Annotated in this window: 28 protein-coding genes; 8 read left to right on the forward strand and 20 right to left on the reverse strand. The window is 51.4% G+C overall.

The features are described from left to right. Window positions 1–33: 33 nt before the first annotated feature. A complete protein-coding gene (rnk, locus tag QMN38_RS07305) occupies window positions 34–444 on the reverse strand; it encodes a nucleoside diphosphate kinase regulator (RefSeq protein WP_005120853.1) in 411 nt (136 codons plus the stop codon). Between the two features lie 273 nt (window positions 445–717). On the opposite strand from rnk, the gene QMN38_RS07310 reads away from it, so the two are divergent. Both QMN38_RS07310 and QMN38_RS07315 read left to right on the forward strand, forming a co-directional pair. Then, the gene (locus QMN38_RS07310; protein ID WP_323604776.1) at window positions 718–1,548 is read left to right on the forward strand and encodes an alpha/beta fold hydrolase; all 831 of its coding nucleotides are present in this window, start codon (window positions 718–720) and stop codon (window positions 1,546–1,548) included. A 96-nt stretch (window positions 1,549–1,644) separates the two neighbouring features. After that, window positions 1,645–2,268: a flavin reductase family protein gene (locus QMN38_RS07315; protein WP_323604777.1), complete on the forward strand. Its 624-nt coding sequence runs from the start codon at window positions 1,645–1,647 to the stop codon at window positions 2,266–2,268. 41 nt (window positions 2,269–2,309) lie between these two features. Here QMN38_RS07315 and rna read toward each other — a convergent pair whose 3' ends face one another. From rna to citC, 8 genes are all read right to left on the reverse strand, one after another. Continuing rightward, complete coding sequence (gene rna / locus QMN38_RS07320) at window positions 2,310–3,116, reverse strand: ribonuclease I (protein ID WP_323604778.1); 807 nt, start codon at window positions 3,114–3,116, stop codon at window positions 2,310–2,312. 123 nt (window positions 3,117–3,239) lie between these two features. Continuing rightward, window positions 3,240–4,703: a citrate/succinate antiporter CitT gene (citT, locus tag QMN38_RS07325; protein WP_003022114.1), complete on the reverse strand. Its 1,464-nt coding sequence runs from the start codon at window positions 4,701–4,703 to the stop codon at window positions 3,240–3,242. Window positions 4,704–4,728: 25 nt separating this feature from the next. Next, entirely contained in the window at window positions 4,729–5,634 is a 906-nt protein-coding gene (gene citG, locus QMN38_RS07330) for a triphosphoribosyl-dephospho-CoA synthase CitG (protein ID WP_271442587.1), read from the reverse strand. Then, a complete protein-coding gene (gene citX / locus QMN38_RS07335) occupies window positions 5,603–6,157 on the reverse strand; it encodes a citrate lyase holo-[acyl-carrier protein] synthase (protein WP_271455582.1) in 555 nt (184 codons plus the stop codon). The genes citG and citX overlap by 32 nt, the downstream gene beginning before the upstream one ends. Before the next feature lie 3 nt (window positions 6,158–6,160). Then, on the reverse strand, window positions 6,161–7,693 hold the full coding sequence (gene citF, locus QMN38_RS07340) for a citrate lyase subunit alpha (RefSeq protein WP_040232565.1): 1,533 nt from the start codon (window positions 7,691–7,693) through the stop codon (window positions 6,161–6,163). A 9-nt stretch (window positions 7,694–7,702) separates the two neighbouring features. Next, the gene (locus QMN38_RS07345) at window positions 7,703–8,611 is read right to left on the reverse strand and encodes an aldolase/citrate lyase family protein (protein WP_137384520.1); all 909 of its coding nucleotides are present in this window, start codon (window positions 8,609–8,611) and stop codon (window positions 7,703–7,705) included. Next, entirely contained in the window at window positions 8,608–8,904 is a 297-nt protein-coding gene (gene citD / locus QMN38_RS07350; protein WP_005120843.1) for a citrate lyase acyl carrier protein, read from the reverse strand. Before citD ends, QMN38_RS07345 begins: the two co-directional genes overlap by 4 nt. Then, entirely contained in the window at window positions 8,901–9,977 is a 1,077-nt protein-coding gene (gene citC / locus QMN38_RS07355; protein WP_137384519.1) for a [citrate (pro-3S)-lyase] ligase, read from the reverse strand. The genes citD and citC overlap by 4 nt, the downstream gene beginning before the upstream one ends. 389 nt (window positions 9,978–10,366) lie before the next feature. Between citC and dpiB the strand changes: the two genes are divergently transcribed. Then, window positions 10,367–12,028, forward strand: coding sequence for a sensor histidine kinase DpiB (gene dpiB, locus QMN38_RS07360; protein WP_323604779.1), 1,662 nt, complete (start codon window positions 10,367–10,369; stop codon window positions 12,026–12,028). Next, on the forward strand, window positions 11,997–12,677 hold the full coding sequence (gene dpiA, locus QMN38_RS07365; RefSeq protein WP_005120841.1) for a two-component response regulator DpiA: 681 nt from the start codon (window positions 11,997–11,999) through the stop codon (window positions 12,675–12,677). The genes dpiB and dpiA overlap by 32 nt, the downstream gene beginning before the upstream one ends. A gap of 116 nt (window positions 12,678–12,793) precedes the next feature. Here the strand turns inward: dpiA and dcuC are convergent, their stop codons facing one another. Next, window positions 12,794–14,179, reverse strand: coding sequence for an anaerobic C4-dicarboxylate transporter DcuC (gene dcuC, locus QMN38_RS07370; protein ID WP_271449873.1), 1,386 nt, complete (start codon window positions 14,177–14,179; stop codon window positions 12,794–12,796). Window positions 14,180–14,637: 458 nt separating this feature from the next. Here dcuC and pagP point away from each other — a divergent pair, with 458 nt between their 5' ends. Both pagP and cspE read left to right on the forward strand, forming a co-directional pair. Continuing rightward, window positions 14,638–15,201, forward strand: coding sequence for a lipid IV(A) palmitoyltransferase PagP (gene pagP, locus QMN38_RS07375; RefSeq protein ID WP_369124578.1), 564 nt, complete (start codon window positions 14,638–14,640; stop codon window positions 15,199–15,201). Between the two features lie 189 nt (window positions 15,202–15,390). Next, complete coding sequence (cspE, locus tag QMN38_RS07380; protein WP_000034825.1) at window positions 15,391–15,600, forward strand: transcription antiterminator/RNA stability regulator CspE; 210 nt, start codon at window positions 15,391–15,393, stop codon at window positions 15,598–15,600. A 51-nt stretch (window positions 15,601–15,651) separates the two neighbouring features. Here the strand turns inward: cspE and crcB are convergent, their stop codons facing one another. After that, the gene (crcB, locus tag QMN38_RS07385; protein WP_043015566.1) at window positions 15,652–16,035 is read right to left on the reverse strand and encodes a fluoride efflux transporter CrcB; all 384 of its coding nucleotides are present in this window, start codon (window positions 16,033–16,035) and stop codon (window positions 15,652–15,654) included. Between the two features lie 90 nt (window positions 16,036–16,125). Between crcB and QMN38_RS07390 the strand changes: the two genes are divergently transcribed. Continuing rightward, window positions 16,126–16,914 carry a deaminated glutathione amidase gene (locus QMN38_RS07390; RefSeq protein WP_323604780.1) on the forward strand — a complete coding sequence of 263 codons (789 nt, stop codon included), beginning with the start codon at window positions 16,126–16,128 and terminating at the stop codon, window positions 16,912–16,914. 128 nt (window positions 16,915–17,042) lie between these two features. Then, complete coding sequence (gene tatE / locus QMN38_RS07395) at window positions 17,043–17,246, forward strand: twin-arginine translocase subunit TatE (RefSeq protein ID WP_048212302.1); 204 nt, start codon at window positions 17,043–17,045, stop codon at window positions 17,244–17,246. 97 nt (window positions 17,247–17,343) lie between these two features. Here the strand turns inward: tatE and lipA are convergent, their stop codons facing one another. The 9 genes from lipA to rsfS form a co-directional block, all read right to left on the reverse strand. Then, window positions 17,344–18,309, reverse strand: a complete 966-nt coding sequence (lipA, locus tag QMN38_RS07400; RefSeq protein WP_003022702.1) for a lipoyl synthase — start codon at window positions 18,307–18,309, stop codon at window positions 17,344–17,346. A 207-nt stretch (window positions 18,310–18,516) separates the two neighbouring features. After that, on the reverse strand, window positions 18,517–19,158 hold the full coding sequence (lipB, locus tag QMN38_RS07405; protein WP_323604781.1) for a lipoyl(octanoyl) transferase LipB: 642 nt from the start codon (window positions 19,156–19,158) through the stop codon (window positions 18,517–18,519). A gap of 113 nt (window positions 19,159–19,271) precedes the next feature. Continuing rightward, window positions 19,272–19,535 (reverse strand): DUF493 family protein YbeD, encoded by a 264-nt coding sequence (gene ybeD, locus QMN38_RS07410; RefSeq protein WP_000850547.1) that lies wholly within the window; start codon window positions 19,533–19,535, stop codon window positions 19,272–19,274. A 106-nt stretch (window positions 19,536–19,641) separates the two neighbouring features. Next, complete coding sequence (gene dacA, locus QMN38_RS07415; protein WP_137384513.1) at window positions 19,642–20,853, reverse strand: D-alanyl-D-alanine carboxypeptidase DacA; 1,212 nt, start codon at window positions 20,851–20,853, stop codon at window positions 19,642–19,644. Between the two features lie 142 nt (window positions 20,854–20,995). Beyond that, window positions 20,996–22,099: an endolytic peptidoglycan transglycosylase RlpA gene (gene rlpA, locus QMN38_RS07420; protein WP_271449871.1), complete on the reverse strand. Its 1,104-nt coding sequence runs from the start codon at window positions 22,097–22,099 to the stop codon at window positions 20,996–20,998. A 10-nt stretch (window positions 22,100–22,109) separates the two neighbouring features. After that, a complete protein-coding gene (mrdB, locus tag QMN38_RS07425; protein ID WP_003022718.1) occupies window positions 22,110–23,222 on the reverse strand; it encodes a peptidoglycan glycosyltransferase MrdB in 1,113 nt (370 codons plus the stop codon). 2 nt (window positions 23,223–23,224) lie between these two features. Next, window positions 23,225–25,126 (reverse strand): peptidoglycan DD-transpeptidase MrdA, encoded by a 1,902-nt coding sequence (gene mrdA / locus QMN38_RS07430; RefSeq protein ID WP_271449870.1) that lies wholly within the window; start codon window positions 25,124–25,126, stop codon window positions 23,225–23,227. Window positions 25,127–25,156: 30 nt separating this feature from the next. Further along, window positions 25,157–25,624, reverse strand: coding sequence for a 23S rRNA (pseudouridine(1915)-N(3))-methyltransferase RlmH (rlmH, locus tag QMN38_RS07435; protein ID WP_003022725.1), 468 nt, complete (start codon window positions 25,622–25,624; stop codon window positions 25,157–25,159). Between the two features lie 3 nt (window positions 25,625–25,627). Further along, window positions 25,628–25,945: a ribosome silencing factor gene (gene rsfS / locus QMN38_RS07440; protein WP_003022728.1), complete on the reverse strand. Its 318-nt coding sequence runs from the start codon at window positions 25,943–25,945 to the stop codon at window positions 25,628–25,630. Between the last annotated feature and the right edge of the window lie 198 nt (window positions 25,946–26,143).

The raw sequence follows: 26,143 nt of genomic DNA on the forward strand, positions 1-26,143 counted from the left end.
TAAGATAAAGCGAGTCGCTTTGATAAGACAGAGTTAGCGCAGGTAGTCGCCTGCAGCTTCAGGCTGGTACTCAAGCTCGATGACTTCGAGGTGGGTCGATGTACCGCCCGGTAATTCCCAATGGATCGTATCGCCAACGCGCAGACCCAGAAGCGCTGCACCGACTGGTGCCATTACCGAAAGCTGTGTACTGCTGTCAGTCATATTGGCCGGATATACCAGGGTACGTACACGCACTTCGCCATCGCTCAGATTGCGGAATTTCACGCGGCTGTTCATGGTCACCACGTCGTGCGGCATGGTTTCCGGGGAACACATTTGGGCGCGATCCAGTTCAGCGTTTAATGCGTCCGCTATCGGTAAACCAGCAAACGCAGGTTGCTCCAACAGGCGGTCAATGCGTTCCGCATCGAGGTCGTTAATGATAATAGTTGGTCTGGACATTTATTACTCCATGTCGTCGATACTGCGGATGCGCAGGTAAATAATCCCAAAAGAAAACCCTCACCGTCAGGCGGCAAGGGTTTAGCTTTTATGATGATACTGAGACTTACCCCTGGTTTGAAGTGATTTAGTTCACATTCAGGCAAATCATCAATATTGCTGCAGATGAAGGGGGTGGCAAAAAACGTGATCGTTCTCAAATTTGCATTATGCTTTTTAAGCGCTCGCTGCGGGCGCACCACGACAACTCAGTGTTCCTCGACAGGAGATCTCATGAGCCAGTACGACAAACTTACCTTAAAAGATGGCAGCTATTTGCATTTCAAAGACTGGGGAAGCGGCCAGCCCATTGTGTTCAGCCATGGTTGGCCGCTGACCGCAGATGCGTTTGAAGATCAGATGCTGTTTCTCGGGTCGAAAGGATTTCGTGTGATAGCCCATGACAGACGAGGGCATGGGCGTTCGGCCCAACCCTGGGATGGCAATAATATGGATCAGTATGCTGACGATTTGGCCGAACTTACCGCGCATCTCAATCTCAAAGATGCTGTGCATGTCGGGCACTCTACCGGCGGTGGCGAAGTTGCTCGTTACATTGGCCGCCATGGGACGCAGAGGGTAGCAAAAGCGGTACTCATTGGTGCGGTAACCCCCATCATGATTAAAACCGACTTTAACCCGAATGGTGTACCGAGGGAGGTGTTCGATAGCATTCGTGAAGGCGTTGTGAACGATCGTGCCGCCTTTTTCTATGAGTTGACGGCCGCATTCTATGGCTACAATCGACAGGGTGCAAAGGAATCGAAGGCTGTCCGTGAAAGCTTTGTTGAGCAGGGCTTACAAGGATCAATTAAAGCACTGTACGACTGTATACATGCTTTCTCGGAAACAGACTTGCGTGAAGATCTCAAAAAAATGACCATTCCGACGCTGGTGATTCATGGTGATGACGATCAGATTGTCCCGTTTGAAACCTGCGGTAAGGTCGCGGCAGAAATCCTACCAGATGCACAGTTGAAGGTGTATGCCGGAGGATCTCACGGTATTTGCACCACCCATAAACATCAGATCAACGCCGATCTACTCGGCTTTATTCAGTCGTAATCGTTCGTGGATTGTTCTACGCTGATCCTCTTCCGTCAGGGGGATGAGCGAAGCATAATTTATGCTTAGCAGAGGCTAACTTCACCAGAGAAAACTATGTATTTCTATCAACCGTCACAGGGACACGGGCTGCCACATGATCCGCTCAATGCCATTATTGGGCCGCGCCCTATTGGGTGGATTGCGTCGAGTGACAGTAACGGTCGGCATAATCTGGCACCGTACAGTTTTTTTAACTGTTTTAACTATCATCCGCCGATTATCGGTTTTGCCAGCAGCGGCTGGAAAGACAGCGTGCGGAATATTATCGAAACAGGTGAGTTTGTCTGGAACCTGACCACCCTTGAGTTGGCCAGAGCGATGAACGAAACGTCGGCCAGTCTGCCGCACGGCGAGGATGAGTTCCTTGCCGCAGGGCTTTGCAAAGCCGAAAGTCGGTTAGTTAATGTGCCACGCGTGGCACAAAGTCCCGTCAATTTTGAGTGTCGTTTATCTCAGAGTCTGCAATTGACGACCGCAGATGGCACCCCTGTTGAAACCTGGCTGATATTGGGTGAGGTGGTCGGTATCCACATTGATGAATCGCTGCTGGAAGAGGGCATCTACCAGACGGCGAAAGCGCACCCGGTACTGCGTGCAGGTGGGCCAAGTGCGTATTATTCAATTGATGAATCACATCGCTTTGATCTGGTGCGTCCGGATGCGCGTCCAAAACGTTAAGCCGTCAGACCGACGCCGGGTGTGCGCGTCGGTCTCCCTGTTTAGTATCCCGTTTTGTCGATAATAAACTGTTTACCGCAGTTACCCGGATGCGGTTGCGGCAGGAATGAACGGGATGATAAAGGTTGGTTGATGGCATCGGCTTTTAATGAAAACTGGATCTCCGTCAGATAAGCGGGGTTGCCGTGACAACTTAGCTTCACTGCTTTGATATTCTCTTTGCCCCAGTTTTTAGCGAATGCGGCGTCAAATGCGCTACGGCTAACCGTTTTGCCGTAGTTTTCCGCCAGAAACTTGCCCGTCTCGCTACTCTTAATCTCATTGTTCAACCGCACCATGGTGCCGAAGTACGCGTCGGGATCAAAACCAAAACAGGCGCCATGTTTGGCATATTCATAACGTTCCAGACAGGATGTTCCGCCAGCACCGGGCATGACGGCGCTTAACTTCGCCGCACTCTCCAGTGACAGACCGGTTTGTGGTGCGGCGCATTTCCGGCTGGCGCGAGCTTCAGGCAGGTTGGGAATAGGGCGCGTTGCACAGCCAAAACGCATCCAACGACGATTATCGACACCGCGGGCGGCAATTGAGTTTGGCAGGCTGGGCCACAGGCCGTGAACCGTCAGAAAATCTGCTTTATTGTCGGTCTCTTTTTGCAGACGACATTCGTCAGGCTCCTGGCGATTACGCTCATGCTGACTCTGACAAAAACCGGTTTGCCAGGAGAGAGCCAGCACGTAGCTGTCAAAATCGCCGTACTGTTTGGCCTCAAGTTGGGAGGCCCCGGCTACTGAAACCGGCAGCAGAAGCGCTGCCAGTAAAGGAAAAGAACGCCATGTTGATGTCATGATGAATTCGGACACTTATATAAATTCTGAATATCATCTATTTAATCATAAAAAATGCCAGTCAGGTTTAGCTGACTGGCATCATTTTAGCTATGCGTTTTGACTATGTGTAAAGCGCGCGGATTAGCTCCACATTGCCAGAATCGGCCAGCCGACCAGCAGAAGCATTGAGATGTAGATGACACCGAAGATAGCACCCAAACGCCAATAGTCTTTGGATTTCACATAACCACAGCCATAGATGATAACACCAGGGCCAGTGGCATACGGAGTCAGACAGCCCATGATACCGATGGACAGTACCAGCAGGATACACAGATGTTCCATCGGAACGCCCGGGATACCTTTACCAACCGCCAGAATAACCGGCAGCATGGTGGCGGTGTGCGCAGAAAGGCTGGCAAACAGGTAGTGAGCAAAGTAGAACACCAGTACCAGAACGATTACTGTCGCGTTAGGCGAGAAACCTTCCAGGTGTGTGCTCATGGTGTTGGCAAACCAGTCGATGAAACCAGAACGGGTTAAACCGTTGGCCATTACCACCAGCGTGGCAAGGTTGACCAGGGTGTTCCATGCGCTGTTATAGCGAGTAATGTCTTTCCACGGTACAACATGCAGAGCCAGCATCAGGGAGACCGCCAGCAGACCCACTGCGGTAGCGTCAATCAGCTTGCCGCCAAATACCCACAGGCCAAGGCTGAGCAGTACCAGACCGATCAGCGTTATCTCTTTACGGGTCAGTTTACCCATGCCTTTCAGTTCATCACCGGCCCATGCTGCAACTTCAGCACTGTGGGTGACTTCCGGTTTGTACAGCACGTAAGACAGCCACGGAGCAACGATCAGCAAAATAATACCGACCGGCAGGAAGCTGAGGAACCACTGCAACCAGCTGATTTGAATGCCAGCGATTTTGTTAACGAATTCCAGACCCAGTACGTTTGGCGCAGCGCCGGTAACGAACATAGAGGAGCTCAAGCTGGTACTGATAACCATCATCCACATCAGATATCCGCCGATACGGCGTGCGGAAGGATCGTTAGGGAAGGATTTGAACAGCGGCGGCAGGTTTTTGATAACCGGGAACACTGTACCACCGGTACGCGCGGTGTTGGACGGTGTAAACGGTGCCAGCAGGATGTCGATAATAACAATCGCATAGCCCAGTGTCAGGGTACGTTTACCCATGAATTTCACCAGGAACAGCGCGATACGACGACCCAGACCAGTGACTTCATAACCCAGTGCGAAAATAAACGCACCGAACACCAACCACACGGTGGTGCTGGAGAAGCCTGCCAGACCCCACTTCAGCGCTTGCTTACCCGCTTTAAACGCCGGGTCGGCCAGTTCGGAAGCATCAAACAGCAGGTAGTTGCTGCCAATAACGCAGATCGTGACGGCGATAAAGCTGATCGCTGTTGCCGGGATTGGCTCGAGGATCATACCGACGATCATTGCCACAAATACGGCAAAGTAGTGCCAGGCCTGTGGAGGCATTCCATCAGGAACGGGGATAAGAAACATGACGCCCATTACGACCAATGGGGCCAGTAACTTCCATATTTTATCTTTTGCTAAAGACATGTGTGTGATTCTCCGGAAAGGATCTTTAATTGTGATAATGATGAACTTGCGAAATCTGAGCTAAGAACCAGGTGACGATCAGCAGATCGGCGCAGCCTCCTGGACTGAGGTTGCGTTCGATGCACTGTTGGTCGAACTGGCGTAGGTAATGGAGATCGGCAGGGGTACGAATTCCCCCTTGCTGCAATAATGTGGTGGCCTGCTGTTGTATCCACCGCAGACCCTCAGCGCCGCCACGTGAAGCCACGTTGGTGTCGCCATTGATAGACATCAGCAGCAATAATGTGTCGAGTAACGCCAGTTCAGGGTCGCGGCCCTGAGTCAGCAGTGCGCGGTAGTGCGGCAGGGCATGTTGGATGACGAGCGGATATCCCGCTTCGGCTTCGCCCCGTGCGCCGGTTAATCCCAGTTGCTGATAAAGACGTTGGCCAGCCGTGAGTTGTTGATTGTTCTGGCGCAGTTCGCGCTCGGTCAGGCCTCGGCAAAATGTTGCTGCCGTAGAGCAAATGGTTTCAGCGGTAACAGTCAGTTGGAGCTGGTGCAGGCGGCCAATGGCGGCGCACAGCAGTCCCAGAGAAAAGATGCTGCCTTTATGGGTGTTCACCCCGGCGGTGGCGCGAAACATATCGGCTTCGCAGGCCATACCCAGCGGACGCAGTCCTTTCAGTACATCTTCAGGTGACAACTGCGCGCTGAATGCGCCGTATTCGATAAAACGTGGCAGCCAGGCCTGGATAGCCTCTGCGCTGCGATGAAAATCTTCCAGCGCCATATCTTTATGTGCGCCGTTATTAATGCGATCCACCAGCCCAGGCTTGGGCGATAAGTTGACTTCAGTCAGCATGGCGCGCCAGGCAAGTGTTGCGTAGGCGTCGGGCAGATCCAGTGGAAGGACAGCGTTATTCGTCGATGTTGCGGGAATCGGCATCATGCAGCAGTGCCTCCATTTGAATGAGTAAGTCGGAAAGCGCGTGGGTTTTACCCCGCGCGCATTCGGCAGCGCTTTGCTCGCACAACAGACAGCGGCGGGCAGGAAGCGCGAAATGACGGCGGGACAGGATTTCTCCTTCAGGGGTCAGGACATCGATGTCCCATAACCGTCCCAGCGGATGTGAATGCTCAAGCTCGATAGTGGCGAGCTTGAGGTCATGGGCTGACGCCTCAATGGACAACAGACCTTCCGGACCGCTGGCGGAGACCAGCGAAGTTTGCTCCCTGACAATCCAGGATGATTGTTTCGCCAGCGTAAGCAAGGCGATGACGCCGTGATTAAAGATGCGACGGGTTAATTCGCTGTCTTTGATCGGGCCTGGCGCTACCACGGTAAAAGAGACCAATGGCGCGTGATGACGCGCGAGCCAGGCATGTTGCCTTGCTTGTCTCTCATCACGGCTGGCGAGCAGCTCGGGAATGGAAACTGCGTGGCAAGTGGCGTGTTCAGGGAGCAGGTGCATGGCTTATTCCTTCACCTGATGCACAACGTCGATCACTGAACCATCGCGGTAACGCACTACGGCAATGACGCGGTCGGTGAATTCGATTGCGCGTGGCTGGCCGGTAAGTTGCTGTGCACGTTCGCGCAACCATTCAATGGAAACAACTTTCATGCCAGCTTCTTGCAGACGTTCCGCCAGCTCAGGGCGTGCAGGGTTAACGGCGATACCGTGGTCAGTGACCAGGATATCAACGCTGGAACCCGGGGTTACGCAGGTCAGGACGTTATCAACCAGCGTCGGGATGCGCCCACGAACCAGCGGTGCGACGATGATGGAAAGCGCTGCGGCAACCGCTGTATCACAGTGGCCACCGGATGCGCCGCGCAGTACGCCGTCAGAACCGGTCAGTACGTTAACGTTGAAGTTGGTATCCACTTCAAGCGCGCTCAGCACCACGACATCCAGACGATCGACAGAGGCGCCTTTTGAGCCCCAGTTGGCATACTGGTTAGCACTGATTTCAATGTGATTTGGATTGCGTGCCAGAGATTCTGCCGCATTACGGTCGAAGCTCTGTACATCCAGCAGTTTGCGGATTAAGCCTTTCTCATGCAGGTCAACGATGGTGGCAGTGATGCCGCCCAGCGCAAAGTCAGCACGGATGTCGCGGCTGCGCATTTTGTCTTCCAGGAAACGGGTAACGGCCAGAGACGCGCCGCCGGTTCCTGTCTGCAATGAAAAACCTTCTTTGAAGTAGCCGGAGTTAGCAATAACGTCTGCTGCGCTGCGGGCGATCAGCAATTCGCGCGGGTTGGTGGTCATGCGAGTGGCATCAGCACCAATTTTGTCAGCATCACCGACCTGGTCGATTTGTACAATCAGATCTACCTGATCCTGGGTAATGCTGGCGGGATTATGCGGGTAGGTCAGCAGCTGTTCGGTCAGCAGGACAACCTGTTTTGCGTTTTCAGCATCGACACGAGCGTAGCCCAGCGAGCCACAACAGGCTTTACCTGTGTAACCGTTGGCGTTACCAAACGGGTCACAGGACGGCACGCCGAGGAAGGCGACATCAATGTTGAGCTCGCCGCTTTGTACCAGGTGTACACGACCACCGTGAGAGTGGACCTGAACAGGTTCAGCCAACAGACCGCGAGAGATCTCTTCTGCCAGCGGGCCACGCAGACCAGAAGTATAAATACGGCTGACGACACCCTGACGAATGTGTTCAACTAGCGGCGCATGGCAGTCGCTCAGGGAGCTGGAAGCCAGCGTCAGGTTTTTAAAGCCCATTGCAGCGATGGTATCCATCACCAGGTTGATCGTCAGATCACCGCCACGGAAAGCGTGGTGGAAGGAGATGGTCATGCCATCCTGTAAACCTGAACGGCGAATGGCCTCTTCCAGGTTAGCGCACAGCTTTTTGTTGCGCGGTTTTTGCGCCTGCAATTCAACTTTTGCGGTGCTCTGATAAGCGGAAAGCTCGCTTTCTGCATGACGGCTCCAGGTCGCCACGCGATCCTGTCGTTGAGACTGTTCGATTTTCTGCGTCATTTTTTTGCCTTATTCTTCGCGAATGCCGGAAAGTTCTGCACGGGAGATAACCAGAAGGGCGCGCTCGATAACCGGGCTGTCGACCATCTTGCCGTTCAGTGAAACTACGCCACGGCCTTCACGGGCGGCGGCTTCAGCGGCTTCTACCACCAGACGTGCGTGAGCCAGCTCTTTGCGCGTCGGGGCATACAGGTTATGCAGGAGTTCAATCTGACGCGGGTTGATGAGCGACTTACCATCAAAACCCAGTTGCTTGATGTGTGCGGCTTCGTGCAGGAAACCTGCTTCGTTATTGGCATCGGAATAGACGGTATCGAACGCCTGAATGCCGGCAGAACGCGCAGCCTGCAGAATTGAGCACCGTGCAAACAGCAGTTCGGTGCCTTCCGGGGAGCGTTCGGTACGCAGGTTACGTACGTAGTCTTCTGCGCCGAGTGCAATACCGATCAGACGCTCGGAAGCGTGGGCAATTTCTACCGCGCGGGTAATACCAAGTGGTGATTCGATAGCGGCTAACAGACCGGTGCTGCCGGGTTCACGACCACAGGCGTTTTCAATACGCAGGATTTCGCTTTCGATATCAGTGACATCCTGGGCGGTATCTGTTTTGGGTAAACGCACGATGTCAGCGCCACCGCGTACGACGGCTTCGAGGTCATTGATGCCCCATTCGGAGTCGAGGGCGTTCACGCGTACAATAGTTTCAACGTCGTGATACAGCGGATGCTGCAGCGCGTGATACACCATGCGGCGCGCGGTGTCTTTCTCGCGCAGTGCGACGGAGTCTTCCAGGTCGAACATCAGCGCATCTGCCGGGTAGATGAATGAGTTGCTGACCATCGCGGCGTTAGCGCCTGGTACGAACAACATGCTGCGGCGTGTGCGGGATTTACGTTGTTGTAAAGAATCGGAAATCATTGGCAATCCTCCCATGGCAGTGCCGGAATGCCGCTGGCGCGAGCCAGTAATGCTTCCAGTCGCGCACGTAAAATGCAGTCCAGTGCGCCTTTATCATCAACATTTAATTGCACGCCGCGGACGTTATAGCGGGACAGAACGTCCAGAATGGTGGCCCTGATGGCATCACCGAACTGCTTTTCGACGCTACTGTTAACCTGCAGGTCAATATCCTGCGTATCGAGCGGGGCGATGCGGATCATCACATCACCGGACTCGAGAGTGCCTGCGACGGCTGCCTGGTTTATTTTCATTTTTCACCTGTTGCTAATGCGGGGGTATTTTGGCGGACTGTCGCAGCCGATGAGGTTCGCTCAACCATGCTTTGTAAGTAGTGCAGCGTGGCTTCGGGTACCAGGGATGCGATAGCCGTGAGATCTTTTTTAACCAGCAGCTTGCGTACCCAGGAGGCGGAAATCGGCATCTCCTGGAAACACAGCCGCTCAATTTCCACCAGTTCAATCGGCGGGGCGGGAAGTGTTGGGGTCTCCAGCCAGTAGCGCATATCGTTGTTGTACTGGGAGGTGACGGTGCAATACGGCTCAGTACCGACGAAACGGTGCGTAACGCCGAGTGCCGGGGCCAGATACTGACGGAAAATTTTCAGGTCTATTTCGGTGTAGCAGTGGTTAATAACGCTCTGCTCTTTAATGAAGTAGCACGGGAACGTGGCGCGAGAGATGATGTATTCCGAACCGCGGTGTACGGTTAAACGTGGAATATCTTTAGTCCCTTTGAGTACCAGGTCCAGTCGGTCTTCATACGGGAAACGCGAGGTATCTTCTTTCACCAAAAACAGATGCAGCCAGTCGCACTGTGCGGCGGCTTGTTGGATAAGAAAACGGTGCCCGTTGGTGAAGGGGTTGGCGTTCATCACGATACAGCCAATTTTTTTCCCTTCGCGGCGCTGTTTCGCCAGTGATTCAGCGTAACGTTTGAGGCGAGTGGTGCTGTTTTCCATCAACACCATAATGCCGGGCACGCTGGTCAGCGTCGAAAAACCGCACTGCTTAAACAGTGACTCATACTCGGTTTTGGTATAGATGAAGAGATGGGTGCAATGCCGCTCGTAGGCAAGGTTGATTAACTCAGTCGCCAGCGTCAGCGCTAAGCCTTCACCACGTACTGATTCACAGATAGCGACGCATTTGATGATATTGCCGGCGATACCGCCACAAGCGATCAAGCGGTCGTTACGGGTGACGGTGATAAATACTTCGACGGTGGTATCAACGCTCAAATCGTTCTCTTTCAGAAATTGAGCGATAACCGCCATCTTTTTATTTTCTGAGCGTTTAACTTGCGTGAATATATTATTACCGAACATAGTAAATAGAGCCCCGATGGTATATTTGTTACTGGGTTTCTGTTTTTGTTGCTCTGTTTAGCAACCTGATAACGTTTTGTTTGCAATTGAAGGGAATGTTTTTTTATTACGGAGTATTTCTTTTTTTCCCTGCTGCATACATCGTAAGGAGTATTTTGGAGGTAAATTTTGATTTATTTCACAATAAGTTAGATGGTTTTAATGTGTTTTATGGTTTTAAGTTTTTTAATTAATTTAACCCGGAAATAGCGTGTGGTTTTTATTTGTTTAATTGATTTAAGGTGGGGAATCTGTAACGATCCTATTTTAGGCCGTGACTTGTAAATAAAACATTTTTATTACAAATACAACGAAAAATAAGTTTCGGTTAACGTCGGTGAGGAAAAAACATGTCGGAAAAGAAAAATAAAACACAGTTTCCTTTTTTTCGCAGCCTGGCGTTTCCGTTGCGTATCTTTCTCCTCATTCTGGTCGTTTCTGTTTTTATCATCGCGGCATTAGCACAATACTTTACTGCCAGCTTTGAAGATTATCTGGCAACGCATGTTCGTGATATGGCAATGAATCAGGCGAAAATTATCGCCTCGAACGACAGCATTATTACTGCTGTGAAGCATCGTGATTACAAGCGCCTGGCAACGATAGCGGATAAGTTGCAGAGCGGGACTGACTTTGACTATGTGGTTATCGGTGATACCCACTCGATCCGTCTTTATCACCCTAATCCGGATAAAATTGGCTACCCCATGCAGTTCACCAAACCCGGCGCACTGGAGAAAGGGGAAAGCTACTTTATTACCGGTAAAGGGTCTATCGGGATGGCGATGCGCGCCAAAACCCCTATCTTTGATGATGATGGTAAAATCATCGGTGTTGTCTCAATTGGCTACCTGATCAGTAAAATCGACAGCTGGCGCTCGGATTTCTTACTTCCGATGGCAGGGGTGTTCATTCTATTGTTACTGGTGCTTATGTTACTTTCCTGGTTTTTTGCCGCCCATATTCGACGCCAGATGTTGGGTATGGAACCCAAACAAATCGCGCGGGTAGTACGTCAGCAGGAGGCGCTGTTTAGCTCAGTGTACGAAGGCTTAATCGCTGTTGACCCTGAAGGGTGCATTACGGCGATAAACCGCAGTGCGAGAAAAATGCTGGGGCTCTCGTCGCCTGGACGTAAGTGGTTGGGTAAGCCGATTGCGGAAGTCGTTCAGCCAGCAGATTTTTTTACCCAGCAGATTGCGGAAAAGCGTCAGGATGCGATGGTTAACTTTAATGGGTTGAGTGTTATTGCTAACCGCGAGGCTATCCGCTCAGGTGATGAACTGCTCGGAGCTATCATCAGCTTTCGTAGCAAAGATGAAATTGCGACCCTGAATGCCCAGTTAACACAAATCAAACAGTATGTAGAAAGTCTGAGAACGCTACGTCATGAACACCTGAACTGGATGTCCACCATCAATGGTCTGCTGCAAATGAAAGAGTATGACCGGGTGCTGGCCATGGTTCAGGGAGAGTCGCAGGCGCAGCAGCAACTCATTGATAGTCTGCGCGGTGCTTTCGCCGATCGTCAGGTTGCAGGCCTGCTGTTTGGCAAGGTACAGCGTGCACGGGAACTGGGCCTCACAATGAGCATTGTCCCTGGCAGTCAACTGCATAAACTTCCTGAGGGGTTGGATAGCACAGAGTTTGCAGCAATTGTTGGCAATCTGCTTGATAATGCTTTTGAAGCCAGTTTGCGTACCCAGCAGGGTAACAAGGTCGTTGAACTCTATCTGAGCGATGAGGGCGATGAGGTGATCATCGAAGTCGCCGATCAAGGTTGTGGCGTACCGGAAGCATTGCGCGAAAAAATATTTGAACAGGGTGTGAGCACTCGTACCGATGAACCCGGCGAACATGGCATCGGTTTGTATCTGATTGCAAGTTATGTGAGGCGCTGTAATGGGGTTATTACGCTCGAAGATAACTCCCCCTGCGGTACCTTATTTTCTTTATTTCTTCCGAAAGTGAAAAAAAACAATGACGGAACCATTAACGCTGTTGATCGTTGAGGATGAAACGCTACTGGCGGAAATGCATGCTGAATATATCCGCCATATACCCGGTTTCAGCCAGATATGGCTGGCGGGTAATCTTGCGCAGGCAAGAATGATGATTGAGCGTTTTAAGCCCGGTTTGATTCTTCTTGATAACTACTTGCCGGATGGCAAGGGCATAACGCTGTTACACGAGCTGACTCAGGCACGCTACCCTGGCGGCGTGGTGTTTACCACGGCAGCCAGTGATATGGATACGGTCTCAGAAGCTGTGCGCAGCGGGGCGTTTGATTATCTGGTTAAACCCATAGCCTATGAGCGACTGGGGCAGACGCTTACCCGGTATCAGCAACGCAGAAGAATGCTGGCCGGTAATGACAGTGCCAGCCAAAAACAGATTGATGAAATGTTTAATGCCTATGCGCGCGGTGAGCCGAAAGGGGATTTGCCGACGGGGATCGACGCGCTAACGCTGAATGCGGTACTGAAGTTGTTTGCTGACCCGACGGTACATCATACTGCGGAAACGATCGCCCAGGCGCTTACCATCAGCCGTACAACATCCAGACGTTACCTGGAGTACTGTGCCAGCCGCCATTTGATCATTGCGGAGATTATTCACGGGAAGGTAGGTAGACCGCAGCGTATTTACCACGGCGGCTAAATGCTGATTTCTGATGTAGGCCGGATAAGATGCTTTAGCATCGACATCCGGCAACGGTGCGGTTTAAATGCCGGATGCGGCGTAGATGCCTTATCCGGCCTACATTTCACTGAGTATCAGCCGCCAACGACGGCTGAAGAAGAACCTGGTACCATCACTTCAGTGGCGATAATCACAATCAGCAGTCCGACCATCACCGGAACAGAAGTTCGTTTTACGACTTCAAACGGTGAAATCTTCGCCATCCCCGCAACAGCTACAACCACACCGGATACCGGGGAGATTGTGCGCCCGAGGTTGGACGCCTGCAGCATTGGGATCGAAAGATAGGCAGGGTTAATACCGGAAGAGTGCGCCAGTTTTGGGATCATCTCAACGAAGGCGTAGAAAGGCGCGTTACCGGAGCCCGTGGTCATTGCGGCCAGCATGGTCAGAATCACCAGGACCAGCATCAGAATAATACTTGCAGAACCAAATGAGGTGGCGATAGAGATCAGACTTTGAATAAAGCCAATGGTGCTCAGACCCTGAGCAAATACACCGGCTGCAACTAACAGCATGACGACGTTAGCAAAGGCATCTGCCATTCCACGGTAGGCGACTTCCAGACCTGAGAAAACCTTCTGGGTGTTGAATCCGCGGATGAACTCCAGCACTGCGGCAATAAGCATGCACAGCACCAGAATCGTGATGATGTGCAGTTGCGGGCCCCATTTACCATCAAAAATCAGTACACCGACGATCGGGGTAAACGGCAGAATGGCGTAAAACGAGGGGGCTGTGGTGGTGATTTCTGCCACATCTAACATTTCGTGAGAGATGTTCTCTTTTTTATCCAGATAGCGCTGCCAGAAGTAATGGGCAATCGCCATACCAATAATGGCAGCAATGGAAATCGGCAGCGTGGTTTTAAACGCGAAGTCGATCAGTGGCATTTCCGCTGCTTTTGCAGCCAGCACGACATCCCCGGAAGTTGGAGAAAGAATGATTGCGGCAGGGGAGGCGCAAATGGCCGCCGCAGCACCACGACTGATCCCAACGTTAACCATGACCGGAAAGAGTGTCGCCATCAACAGCACGCCCAGCCCGGTTGCCGAAGAGACAGCCAGTGACATCAGGCAGGCAACAAAATAGGCGGCAATCATTAGCATGTAAGGCGAGTTGATATATTGCAGGGGTTTGGAGGCCAGCTTAACGACCATATCGTTCGCGCCAATATGCGTCATGTAGGCGGCAAAACCACACAGCATCATAATCATCATGCCGAGGTCGCCGCCGCGGCTCATCAGCAAAATTTTAATATATTCAACAATATCTGTCGCGGTGTAACCGGTACTTTCGGCACTGCCGGGCAGAACTTTGTGTCCCATCAGAGCGCTGATAATCAATAAAACCAGGCCCCCGACAAACAATACGCCGGTTGCGGAATAACCTTTAATGATGTAGCGAGCTACACCCACAATAACAACGACTCCAATAAGGAGTTCTATAAATGTCAACATTGTTTCCCCTGTCATATTGACGCCCAGAAAGTAAAAAAACTAAAAAAAGCATAAAGCGGTGTGAGAATGTGCCTAATAAACACCTGCTCCTTGCTGATTAAAATCAATAAAAATACGGATTCAACCGATGGCGCAGGCGTTTTTTCAACATAGCGGATGAAAAGGGAGTACCGCAATCAAAAACTGTGAAACACTCTGGTTTTATGTGTTGTTTTGCTTTGAAATGATGCATTGATGTTAATTAATTGTAATTTGTTTTAGTGTTTGTGCGTAAAGGAAGCAGATTAATAGAAATAAGAATACGTGTCATATATAAAAACCATAATAAATATAATGGTAATAATCTGGAATTTATATGTGGAGAATATTCTGATTTTTTATTAGCGCATCTTTGTTAAGCTAACATTAAGGTTTTGTTTGCTACAATTAATACTAACTCCCAGGATGGTAATTAAGTCGTGATTGTCGCTAAACGTTATTTTCTCATTTTTTCATTTCTTTTTATTCAGTTAGCCTTTATTCCCCAGGTGTTTGCTGAGGATAAAGGGTGGTTTGATACTTTTAAAGATAATGTCAGTGAAACCTGGCAGCAGCCCGAACATTATGATCTGTATGTGCCGGCCATTACCTGGCATGCGCGTTTTGCCTACGATAAAGAGAAAACCGATCGGTACAACGAACGTCCCTGGGGGGCAGGATTTGGCCAGTCCCGTTGGGATGATAAAGGTAATTGGCACGGGCTCTATATTATGGCCTTCAAGGACTCCTTCAATAAATGGGAGCCGATTGGCGGCTATGGCTGGGAAAAGACCTGGCGACCGCTGGCCGATGATAATTTTCGTCTTGGGCTGGGCTATACTGCCGGTTTCACCGCGCGCGATAACTGGAACTATATTCCCGTGCCATTGATCCTGCCGTTGGCCTCGATAGGCTATGGTCCGGCAACGTTCCAGATGACCTACATTCCGGGTACGTATAACAACGGAAATGTCTACTTTGCATGGATGCGTTTCCAGTTTTGACAGACTACCTGTATTGTCAGGTGGATTATTATAAACTTGTTTAAAAACAGATGGATATGTTGGTTGTCTGAAAAATAACGCGACATTTATCACTTTTTGACAAAGTTCGACTGGACAAAGTGCACCACAATTGTTGTACTGATACCCGACACAGCATTTGTGTCTATTTTTCATGTAAAGGTAATTTTGATGTCTAAGATTAAAGGTAACGTTAAGTGGTTTAATGAGTCCAAAGGATTCGGTTTCATTACTCCGGAAGATGGCAGCAAAGACGTGTTCGTACACTTCTCTGCAATCCAGACCAATGGTTTTAAAACTCTGGCTGAAGGTCAGCGCGTAGAGTTCGAAATCACTAACGGTGCCAAAGGCCCTTCTGCTGCAAACGTAATCGCTCTGTAAGCATACGACAGCAAGAATTCAAAACCCGCTTAATTGCGGGTTTTTTTTCGTTTAGTGTGCAGGAGAGGCCGAAACCAGCCAGAATGCCAGAGCCGTCATCGCAAATGACCCTAACAGGTTAACCAGCACATTCACCATTGCCCAACCAAAACGTCCTTCCTGTAGTAAAAACACCACTTCTGCCGAAAAGGTTGAAAACGTCGTCAGTCCGCCGCAGAAACCGGTGGTGATGAGCACTTTCCACATTGGATCAATGTTTGTCATGCGGTTAAACCACGCCAGCCCCATACCGATAATAAACGCGCCAATCAGATTTGCTGCCAGCGTACCGAATGGGATGGCCTGATGCAGCGGATTGAACCGCATGCTTAACATCCATCTTGCTACGCTTCCTGTACCGCCACCGATAAAAACTGCTAAAAGGAGTTGTAACACTGCGTAATCCTGCTATTTGATTGTATATAGCGTGAGTGTAACGCTGAATAATTGTTGTTGGCGAGCTTAACCGATTTTTCTGGAGGGAATATGTTTGTTGCAGCAGGGCAATTTGCCGTGGGTCCCTCGTGGGAGAAAAATGCGGAAACGTGTGTCCAGTTGATGTCACAGGCCGCAGGAGAAGGAGCATCTCTGTTGGTGCTGCCGGAAGCACTGTTGGCCCGTGACGATCTCGACCCCGACTTATCGGTGAAGTCGGCTCAGCTACTGGAGGGCGGTTTTCTGACGCGGCTACAGCAAGAGAGCGCGCAAAACGAGATGACGACGATTCTGACGATTCATGTTCCCTCTGTACCTGGCCGGGCGTTGAACATGCTGGTTGCGCTACGGGCAGGCCGGGTTGTTGCCCATTACGCAAAATTACATCTCTATGACGCCTTTTCGATTCAGGAGTCGCGGAATGTCGATGCAGGTGAGGCTGTAGCGCCATTGCTGGACGTAGACGGATTAAAGGTAGGGTTAATGACCTGCTATGACCTGCGCTTTCCTGAGCTGGCATTGGCGCTCGCGTTACAGGGGGCTGAAATCCTGGTCTTACCGGCTGCCTGGGTTCGTGGTTCGCTGAAAGAGCATCATTGGACAACGCTGCTGGCGGCAAGAGCCCTGGATGCAACCTGTTATGTGATTGCCGCGGGGGAGTGTGGTAACAAGAATATCGGTCAAAGCCGGGTTATCGATCCGTTTGGCGTGACGATTGCCGCTGCGGCGGAAACGCCCGCGCTGATAATGACGGAGGTTTCTGCTGAGCGGGTGAGGCAGGTCAGGGCGCAACTTCCTGTGTTACGGAACCGCCGCTTTGCGCCACCGCAATTATTATGACGTTTTTTTAAACAAGGCTTGATTCACCTTGTTACAGATTGCTATTGTGTGCGCGCGTCGAAAGGCCGTTAATATTCTCAGGTTAATATGGCGCTTTATGCAGCCTGGTTTAAGTTAAGAAGGTATCTATGGGTGAGATTAGTATTACCAAACTGCTGGTGGTTGCCGCACTGGTCGTTCTGCTGTTTGGTACCAAGAAGTTACGTACACTGGGTGGAGACCTGGGAACGGCAATTAAAGGCTTCAAGAAAGCGATGAACGATGATAATGCCGATGCTAAGAAAGATGCTGACGGTAGCGTTCAGACTGAGAAGCTTTCCCATAAAGAGTAATGTCAGGAGCACGATGCTCATACTGCATACTCTGCATGAAAAAAAACCGGCAATTGCCGGTTTTTTTATTGCTGAAATGTAAGTGAGTATTACACGATCACTTCACTTCCAGCCCTTTCGCCTGCATGTCCGCATGGTAAGAAGAACGAACAAATGGGCCGCAGGCTGCATGGGTAAAGCCCATTGCCATGGCTTCCGCCTTCATCTCATCAAACTCGTCCGGGCTTACATAGCGCTGAACCGGCAGGTGGTGACGACTGGGTTGTAAATACTGGCCTAGCGTCAGCATTGTCACGCCGTGACTGCGCAGATCGCGCATAACCTCAATGATTTCAGCATTGGTTTCACCCAGACCTACCATCAGGCCGGATTTGGTTGGGATCTCAGGGTGCGCTTCCTTGAAACGTTCCAGAAGCTTCAGTGACCAGTTGTAATCAGCCCCAGGGCGTACGTTGCGGTATATACGCGGAACGTTCTCGAGGTTATGGTTAAACACGTCTGGCGGGGTGGCCGTGAGGATATCCAGCGCACGATCCATACGACCACGGAAGTCAGGTACCAGCGTTTCGATTTTAATCGACGGGCTTTTCTCACGAATAGCGGTGATGCAGTCTGCAAAGTGCTGGGCGCCACCGTCGCGCAGATCGTCGCGGTCAACGGAGGTAATGACCACATAGCGCAGCGCCATGTCCGCAATCGTCTGAGCCAGCTTTAACGGTTCGTTAGCATCAGGGGCAACCGGGCGACCGTGGGCAACGTCACAGAATGGGCAGCGGCGAGTACAGATTGCGCCGAGGATCATAAAGGTCGCGGTCCCGTGGTTGAAACATTCTGCCAGGTTAGGGCAGGACGCTTCTTCGCAGACAGAGTGCAGGCCATTTTTGCGCATCGCTGCTTTAATACCCTGGATGCGAGTGGAGTCCGCTGGCAGTTTTATTTTCATCCATTCCGGTTTACGCAGCAGGGCTTCGCGCTCTGTTGCAACATTTTTTACCGGGATAAGAGCCATCTTATCGGCATCGCGGTATTTAACACCGCGTTCCATCACAATGGGTTTACTCATAGCTTGCGTGTTCCAGTTGCGAATTACGAAGGAAAGCGTTTCAATTCAAGGGAATGTTGCATTTATCAACTATTTTTGAATTAGTGATACGCAGTATATCATTGAAACGGGCCATAAAGCAGCCTGACAGGCTGGCAAAATGTAAAATAGTTGTTGTTTTGTGCCATTTGCCACAACATATGCTGCGGCAAACTATAACCTGTTTTTTCAGTCTGCAATGTACTCGTGGGGGGGATTGCCCAACAGCGCTAAAATATTAGCCAGCAGACGAGGGCGCACGCTCTCGGTTGTTGCCGTACTGTCCCACTGCGAGACTTTTGCCATTTCCATTCCCGCATAGCCACAGGGGTTGATGCGCAGGAAAGGTGATAGATCCATATCTACGTTGAGCGCTAAGCCGTGAAACGAGCAGCCTCTACGGATACGTAACCCTAATGAGCAGATTTTCTTCTCCCCGACATATACCCCCGGCGCATCAGCACGCGGATGGGCGTCAATACCTATCTCCGCAAGCGTATTCACCACGGTTTGTTCCAGTAGTGTTACCAGTTCACGTACGCCCAGTTTGCGGCGTTTGAGGTTCAACAGAACATACATAACCTGCTGACCCGGTCCGTGGTATGTCACCTGGCCGCCCCGATCGCTCTGGATAACGGGAATATCACCGGGCATCAGTACGTGCTCTGCTTTACCTGCCTGACCCTGGGTAAAGACAGGATAATGCTCTACCAGCCAGATTTCATCATGACTGTTTTCATCGCGGGTATCGGTGAATTCGTGCATGGCCAGAGAGACTGGCTCGTAGGGCTGAAGACCAAGCTGGCGGACCAGAATTTTATCCTGATACAAAACGGCATCTCCGTAGATACTCACACAGAGTAGAGAATGTTAAAGAGGGGAAAAGTATATCACAGGAGGGTGGGGTTACCCGAGCGGGGATGCAGCGGGTAACCGACAGGTTTTTACAGCACCATACGTACGATATCGATATTACCTAATTCTTCGTACAGCGTTTCAACCTGCTCAATGTGTGTCGCATTAATAGTGATTGAGACCGAGTGGTAGTTGCCTTTGCTGCTCGGTTTTACCGTTGGGGAGTAATCACCTGGCGCATGGCGCTGTACCACTTCAACCACCTGATCAACCAGCTCAGGCAACGCCTGCCCCATTACTTTGTAAGTAAATGGAGTAGGGAATTCAAGCAGTTCGTTTAGTTTGGTTTTCATGTCAGCTCCGGCGTTACATCAAAAAATAATAACTCCCACAGAGCGTGGGAGTTATCTGGATACTTAGTATATGGGGACGTAAATCACACTTTCAAGTGTTCGATTTTTAGCCAAACCAGTGATGGAACATTAATTTAATGTAATCAATGATTTTACCAAAGAAGTTGCCTTCCGGGATTTCCTGCAGAACCACCAGTGGACGCTGCTCAATGGTTTTGCCATCAAGCTGGAAGTTGATGGTGCCGACAACCTGGTTTTTCTGCAGCGGGGCATGCAGTTCCGTGGTGTTCAGAACATAGCTGGCTTTCAGGTCTTTCATACGGCCGCGTGGAATCGTCAGGTAGACATCTTTATCGACACCTAACGACGCACGATCGGTATTACCAAACCAGGCGGGCTCTGAGGCAAACTCTTTGCCGACTTTCAATGGGTTCACGGTTTCAAAGAAACGGAAACCCCAGGTCAGCAGCTTTTTACTTTCAGTTTCACGACCTTTATAAGTGCGACCACCCATCACGGCGGAGATCAGACGCATCTGACCTTCTGTCGCAGAGGCAACAAGGTTATAACCCGCTTTGTCAGTATGGCCGGTTTTGATACCGTCAACATTCAGGCTGTTATCCCACAGCAGACCGTTACGGTTGAGCTGGCGGATGCCGTTAAAGGTGAACTCTTTTTCTTTATAGATAGAGTACTCGTTAGGTACATCGCGGATCAGGGCCTGACCAATCAGCGCCATATCGCGAGCTGAGCTGTACTGGCCCTCTGCATCCAGGCCATGTACGGTCTGGAAGTGGGTGTTTTTCAGCCCCAGCGCATTAACATAGCTGTTCATCAGGCCGACGAAAGCGTCCTGACTACCAGCAGAAAAGTCTGCCATTGCCACGCAAGCATCGTTACCGGATTGCAGGTTGATACCACGGATTAGCTGCGATACTGGAACCTGCATGCCCGGCTTGAGGAACATCAGGGAGGAACCTTTAAAGACAGGGTTGCCCGTAGCCCAGGCGTCGTTGCCGACGGTGACCAAATCGGTTTCTTTGAATTTCCCGGCTTTCATTGCCTGTCCGATGACGTAGCTGGTCATCATTTTGGTCAGGCTGGCGGGATCGCGGCGAGAGTCCGCATTCTGTTCTGCCAGAACTTTGCCTGAATTGTAGTCAATCAGGATATACGACTCCGCATCGATCTGCGGAACACCCGGGATCATGGTTTTAATATTCAGGTCATCTGCATGGGCAGCAGAAAGAGAGGCTGCGCAGAGAGCCGCGGTGAGCGCCATGCGCTGCACGAAACGAGCGGAAAAAGTGGTCTTCATGGTCTGAACTACGACGTCCGTGGTGAAATTAAAAAAAGTGCCCTACTATAGCAAATGCATAACTCACAGGCATCTGACTTTCCGCGTGACTTTGTTAATGTCGTTTACAGAAATTGACAACTCAGATGCCCGATTTACGTTATTACACGCCGGTGATGAAGGACTGTAATTGCGCCTCGGATTGAAGACGCTGTTGCAGTGTGGAGGCTTCAGCCTTGCTGGCGAATGGCCCCATCTGAATACGCCAAACGGCACCGTTTTGCACAACCCGGCCCGGAACGCCAAACTGCTGACTTAAACGCTTTTGATACTGCTGTGCACGCGCCTGCTCGCTTACCGCACCAACCTGAACGACATAACGACCGTTGGCTGCAGCTGCCGGAGTGGCAACGGCGGCGGCTGGTGCTGCTGCGACAGTCGGTGTTGTGGCTGGCGCAGTCACAGGGGCGGCCGGCTGTGGCGCTGGCGTCGGTTCGCTACCTTCAAGCACGCCGGAAGCGAGCGTGGTCGGTGCGCCGAGGAAACCACCGCTGTTTACTGGTGCTCCGGTAGGGTCATCGCTTTTCAGCGTGGAATTGCTGATCGGGCGGATATCACCTTGCGGCTGACCCGCATCCGGTGTAGCAGGCATACTGCCGCCGCCGCTTAAGTCAGGGCGTGAGGGCAGGGCATAGGTTTGTTTGGCCACTGTCGTACAGGCCATACCTGGGCCGGACAGAGAGCCATCCTGTGCGACAATGATAGGATCAATACGCACTTTCGTGTTGTTAGAGGTATTCAGACGATCGGCTGCTGCTCGCGACAGCGAAACGACGCGATCGTTGCCATAGGGGCCACGATCGTTAATGCGGACGACGATCATTCGACCATTTGCCAGGTTAGTAATTCTGGCATAGCTTGGAATTGGCAGCGTTGGGTGCGCAGCGGTCAGCTGCATCGGGTCGAACGCTTCACCAGAGGCGGTTAAATTGCTTCCCGGCTCCGCATCGTAAATGGCGGCCAGTCCAGCCTGGCTAAAGCGGGAGGGGTCCTGGACTATCTTGTAGCTCTTACCGTCACGCTGATAGTCCTGATTCGCCGTCGGGTTCAGGGGTTCAAAGCGCGGATCGGCTCCGCTGATTTCAACAATCGGACCATTACACACCGCAGGCTGCGGCGCGACGGCAGCCTGTTGCTGACCATCATCACTTGAACACGCCGCGAGCATTCCTGCTGCGATGCAGATTCCAATCCACTGCTTACGCATTGCGTACCCCTTACACGCTTTTCGACAACATTTTTCTATGGGTGTGGATCGACATGACAATCCCGAACCCGGCCATCAGCACGATCAGTGCAGAGCCTCCGTAACTGACCAGTGGGAGTGGAACCCCAACTACAGGCAGAATACCGCTCACCATACCAATATTTACGAAGACATAAACGAATAATATCAACATTAAACCACCGGCCATAACGCGACCAAAGGTTGTTTGCGCGTGGGCGGCAATCCACAATCCGCGCATTATCAGCAAAATGTACAGGGCAAGCAGGATTAAAATCCCTACCAGACCCAGCTCTTCCGCCAGTACTGCAAAGATAAAGTCAGTATGACGTTCGGGCAAAAACTCCAACTGCGACTGCGTACCATGCAACCAGCCTTTGCCGCGTAGCCCACCTGAACCAATAGCAATTTTAGACTGAATAATGTGATAGCCCGCGCCCAGCGGATCGGTTTCCGGGTCGAGAAGCATCATCACGCGTTGTCGCTGGTAATCATGCATCAGGAAGAACCACAGTATTGGAATAAATGCGGCCACCAGAACCACAGCAACGCCGATCAGACGCCAGCTCAACCCGGAGAGGAACAGGACAAACAGGCCGGAAAGTGCAACCAGGATTGAGGTTCCAAGGTCAGGCTGCGCGGCAACCAGCAGCGTGGGCATAAAAATGAGCACCAGCGCGATCGCCGTATTCTTCAGCGAGGGTGGGCAGACATCGCGGTTGATAAAGCGCGCCACCATCAGCGGGACGGCTATCTTGGCAATTTCCGAGGGCTGAAAACGCACGATGCCCAAATCCAACCAACGTTGCGCGCCTTTAGAAATGGCGCCGAAGGCATCGACAGCCACCAACAGAATGATACAGAAGATATAGAGGTACGGTGCCCAACCTTCATAGACCCTGGGGGGGATTTGCGCCATCACGACCATGATGACCAGCCCCATAGCGATCTGGCCGACCTTACGTTCCATCATGCCAATATCCTGGCCGCTGGCGCTCCAGATGACCAGCGAGCTGTATACCAGCAGAGCCAGCAAGATAAGCAACATTGTGGGATCGATATGAATTTTGTCCCAGAATGTCTTTTTGTTCGGATTATCCGTCACGATTATTGGTCCTCACCTGCTGCAACCGCCGGGTTTTCAGCAGGCAGATTGGTGTTGTTGTCGCCCAACATAATGTGGTCAAGGATCTGGCGCATGAGTGTACCTACCGCCGGACCGGCCCCACCGTTTTCGAGGATCATCGCGACAGCGACCTCGGGTTTGTCATAGGGCGCGAATGCAGTCATCAGTTTGTGGTCGCGTAAACGTTCGGCGATCTTATGTGCGTTATAGGTTTCATTGGCTTTCAGGCCAAATACCTGCGCGGTACCGGATTTCGCCGCAATTTTGTAGGGTGCGCCAGCAAAATACTTGTGCGCAGTCCCATTAGGGCGATTCGCTACACCGTACATACCGTCTTTGGCGATTTCCCAGTAGCCAGAATGAATGTCACCGACAGGAGGCTCATGTGGCTGTATCCACGGCACTTGCTTGCCGTTTTCCGCTGTGCTCATCAGCAGATGCGGAACTTTCACCATGCCGTCGTTGATGAGGATCATCAGCGCTTTACTCATCTGGATAGGTGTTGCTGTCCAGTAACCCTGACCGATACCGACAGGGATTGTATCACCCTGGTACCAGGGCTTTTTAAACCGTTTTTGCTTCCACTCGCGGGTTGGCATGTTTCCGGCGCGCTCTTCAGCGAGATCGATGCCCGTATAATGACCGTAACCAAACTTGCTCATCCACTCAGAAAGACGGTCAATCCCCATATCATAGGCGATTTGATAGAAAAACGTATCAGCAGACTCTTCCAGAGAACGGGTGATGTTCAGATGACCGTGTCCCCATTTTTTCCAGTCACGGTAACGTTTCTCTGAACCGGGTAATTGCCACCAACCGGGATCGAATAGCCCGGTATTGCGAGTAATAACGCCTGCGCTTAACGCAGAGACCGCAACATAAGGTTTAACCGTGGACGCCGGAGGGTAAACACCTTGCGTGGCGCGGTTGACCAGTGGGGTATTGGGGTCATTGAGTAACCCGGAATAATCTTTGCTGGAGATGCCGTCCACGAACAGGTTCGGATCGTAGCTCGGCATAGAGACCAGAGCCAGAACACCGCCAGTACGCGGGTCTGTGACCACGACGGCGGCACGGCTACCCGCCAGCAACGTTTCAATGTATTGCTGGAGTTTTAAATCAAGCGTCAGATAGATATCGTGCCCGGCCTGCGGGGCGACTTCTTTGAGCTGTCGAATGACGCGGCCACGGTTATTGACTTCAACCTCTTCATAACCTGTTTGACCATGAAGTACGTCTTCGTAATAGCGCTCGATACCCAGCTTGCCGATGTCATGTGTGGCTGCGTAGTTGGCCAGCTTGCCGTCTTTATCCAGACGTTCAACGTCTTTATCGTTGATCTTCGATACGTAACCAATCACGTGGGTCAGTGCGGAGCCGTACGGATAATAGCGGCGTTTATAGCCTTTGACCTCGACGCCGGGGAAACGGTACTGATTCACGGCGAAGCGTGCGACCTGAACTTCAGTCAGGTTGGTTTTTACCGGGATCGAGGTGAAGCGATGCGAGCGGGCTCGCTCTTTTTTAAAGGCTGCGATGTCGTCATCGGTCAGATCCACGACGTTGCGTAGCGCGTCGAGGGTATCCTGAATATTGTCGACCTTCTCCGGCATCATCTCTATCTGATAAATAGTGCGGTTAAGGGCGAGAGGAATTCCGTTGCGGTCATAAATGATGCCGCGGCTGGGGGCGATAGGCACCAGTTTGATACGGTTCTCGTTCGAACGGGTCTGATAGTCAGTAAAACGAACGATTTGCAGATTATAAAGATTGGCGATTAGCACGCCAGTGAGCAGCAAAATCCCCAAAAAAGCGACCAGCGCCCGGCGCACAAACAGCGCGGACTCAGCCGTATAGTCGCGAAAAGAATTCTGTAGTTTCATCCGCTGCTTAATCTACTCAAGAATCAATGATCACTCACGGTGATAAGGATGGTTGGTGGTAATGCTCCACGCCCTGTACAGACTCTCTGCGACCAGCACCCGAACAAGAGGGTGGGGAAGGGTTAATGCAGAGAGTGACCAGCTTTGTTCCGCTGCCGCTTTGCAGGCGGGGGACAGCCCTTCCGGCCCGCCAATCAACAGACTGACGTCACGACCATCCAGTTTCCAGCGTTCCAGTTCGGTCGCCAGTTGTGGCGTGTCCCAGGGTTTGCCTGGGATATCAAGGGTGACGATGCGGTTTTTGCCTGCGGCGGCCAGCATCTGTTCACCCTCTTTGTCGAGAATGCGCTTAATGTCTGCGTTCTTGCCGCGTTTTCCTGCCGGGATTTCAATCAGCTCAAAGGGCATGTCTTTTGGAAACCGACGCAGGTACTCCGTAAAACCGGTTTGCACCCAGTCAGGCATCTTCGTACCCACGGCGACAAGTTGCAGCTTCACGTATTAACTCCAGAGTTTTTCCAGTTCATACAGGCGACGGCTCTCTTCCTGCATAACGTGGACAATCACATCGCCAAGATCGACAACGATCCAGTCAGCTACGTTTTCGCCTTCTACGCCAAGCGGCAGCAGACCGGCGGTGCGAGATTCCTGAACGACGTGATCGGCGATAGACATGACATGGCGGCTGGACGTGCCAGTGCAGATAATCATGCAATCGGTGATACTGGATTTGCCCTGAACATCTAAGGCGATGATGTCTTGACCTTTCAGGTCATCAATTTTGTCGATTACAAAATCCTGGAGTGCTTTACCCTGCAAGTGTTCCCCCTGGGTGAAAAAGAGTTAAAAACGTCTGTTAGTATACCTGAACCAGAGGCGATATCGGGACAAATGTCTCCGAAAGCGCTTTTGCGGTGCGCTATCATCCCACCCCACGCAACAGAATGCATCGCCATTTTTGTAAAACAATTTCTGCAAAGCTCTGAAAGGCGGGAAAAGTCAGGTTGCGGAGAATAG

Origin of the sequence: Citrobacter sp. R-1.5.2 (assembly GCF_035064245.1) — a bacterium.
Taxonomy (GTDB): domain Bacteria; phylum Pseudomonadota; class Gammaproteobacteria; order Enterobacterales; family Enterobacteriaceae; genus Citrobacter.

Coding starts and splice junctions, on each gene's coding strand:
- rnk (WP_005120853.1), bottom strand. CDS start 444: ATGTCCAGACCAACTATTATCATTAACGACCTCGATGCGGAACGCATT.
- QMN38_RS07310 (WP_323604776.1), top strand. CDS start 718: ATGAGCCAGTACGACAAACTTACCTTAAAAGATGGCAGCTATTTGCAT.
- QMN38_RS07315 (WP_323604777.1), top strand. CDS start 1,645: ATGTATTTCTATCAACCGTCACAGGGACACGGGCTGCCACATGATCCG.
- rna (WP_323604778.1), bottom strand. CDS start 3,116: ATGACATCAACATGGCGTTCTTTTCCTTTACTGGCAGCGCTTCTGCTG.
- citT (WP_003022114.1), bottom strand. CDS start 4,703: ATGTCTTTAGCAAAAGATAAAATATGGAAGTTACTGGCCCCATTGGTC.
- citG (WP_271442587.1), bottom strand. CDS start 5,634: ATGATGCCGATTCCCGCAACATCGACGAATAACGCTGTCCTTCCACTG.
- citX (WP_271455582.1), bottom strand. CDS start 6,157: ATGCACCTGCTCCCTGAACACGCCACTTGCCACGCAGTTTCCATTCCC.
- citF (WP_040232565.1), bottom strand. CDS start 7,693: ATGACGCAGAAAATCGAACAGTCTCAACGACAGGATCGCGTGGCGACC.
- QMN38_RS07345 (WP_137384520.1), bottom strand. CDS start 8,611: ATGATTTCCGATTCTTTACAACAACGTAAATCCCGCACACGCCGCAGC.
- citD (WP_005120843.1), bottom strand. CDS start 8,904: ATGAAAATAAACCAGGCAGCCGTCGCAGGCACTCTCGAGTCCGGTGAT.
- citC (WP_137384519.1), bottom strand. CDS start 9,977: ATGTTCGGTAATAATATATTCACGCAAGTTAAACGCTCAGAAAATAAA.
- dpiB (WP_323604779.1), top strand. CDS start 10,367: ATGTCGGAAAAGAAAAATAAAACACAGTTTCCTTTTTTTCGCAGCCTG.
- dpiA (WP_005120841.1), top strand. CDS start 11,997: ATGACGGAACCATTAACGCTGTTGATCGTTGAGGATGAAACGCTACTG.
- dcuC (WP_271449873.1), bottom strand. CDS start 14,179: ATGTTGACATTTATAGAACTCCTTATTGGAGTCGTTGTTATTGTGGGT.
- cspE (WP_000034825.1), top strand. CDS start 15,391: ATGTCTAAGATTAAAGGTAACGTTAAGTGGTTTAATGAGTCCAAAGGA.
- QMN38_RS07390 (WP_323604780.1), top strand. CDS start 16,126: ATGTTTGTTGCAGCAGGGCAATTTGCCGTGGGTCCCTCGTGGGAGAAA.
- tatE (WP_048212302.1), top strand. CDS start 17,043: ATGGGTGAGATTAGTATTACCAAACTGCTGGTGGTTGCCGCACTGGTC.
- lipA (WP_003022702.1), bottom strand. CDS start 18,309: ATGAGTAAACCCATTGTGATGGAACGCGGTGTTAAATACCGCGATGCC.
- ybeD (WP_000850547.1), bottom strand. CDS start 19,535: ATGAAAACCAAACTAAACGAACTGCTTGAATTCCCTACTCCATTTACT.
- dacA (WP_137384513.1), bottom strand. CDS start 20,853: ATGAAGACCACTTTTTCCGCTCGTTTCGTGCAGCGCATGGCGCTCACC.
- rlpA (WP_271449871.1), bottom strand. CDS start 22,099: ATGCGTAAGCAGTGGATTGGAATCTGCATCGCAGCAGGAATGCTCGCG.
- mrdA (WP_271449870.1), bottom strand. CDS start 25,126: ATGAAACTACAGAATTCTTTTCGCGACTATACGGCTGAGTCCGCGCTG.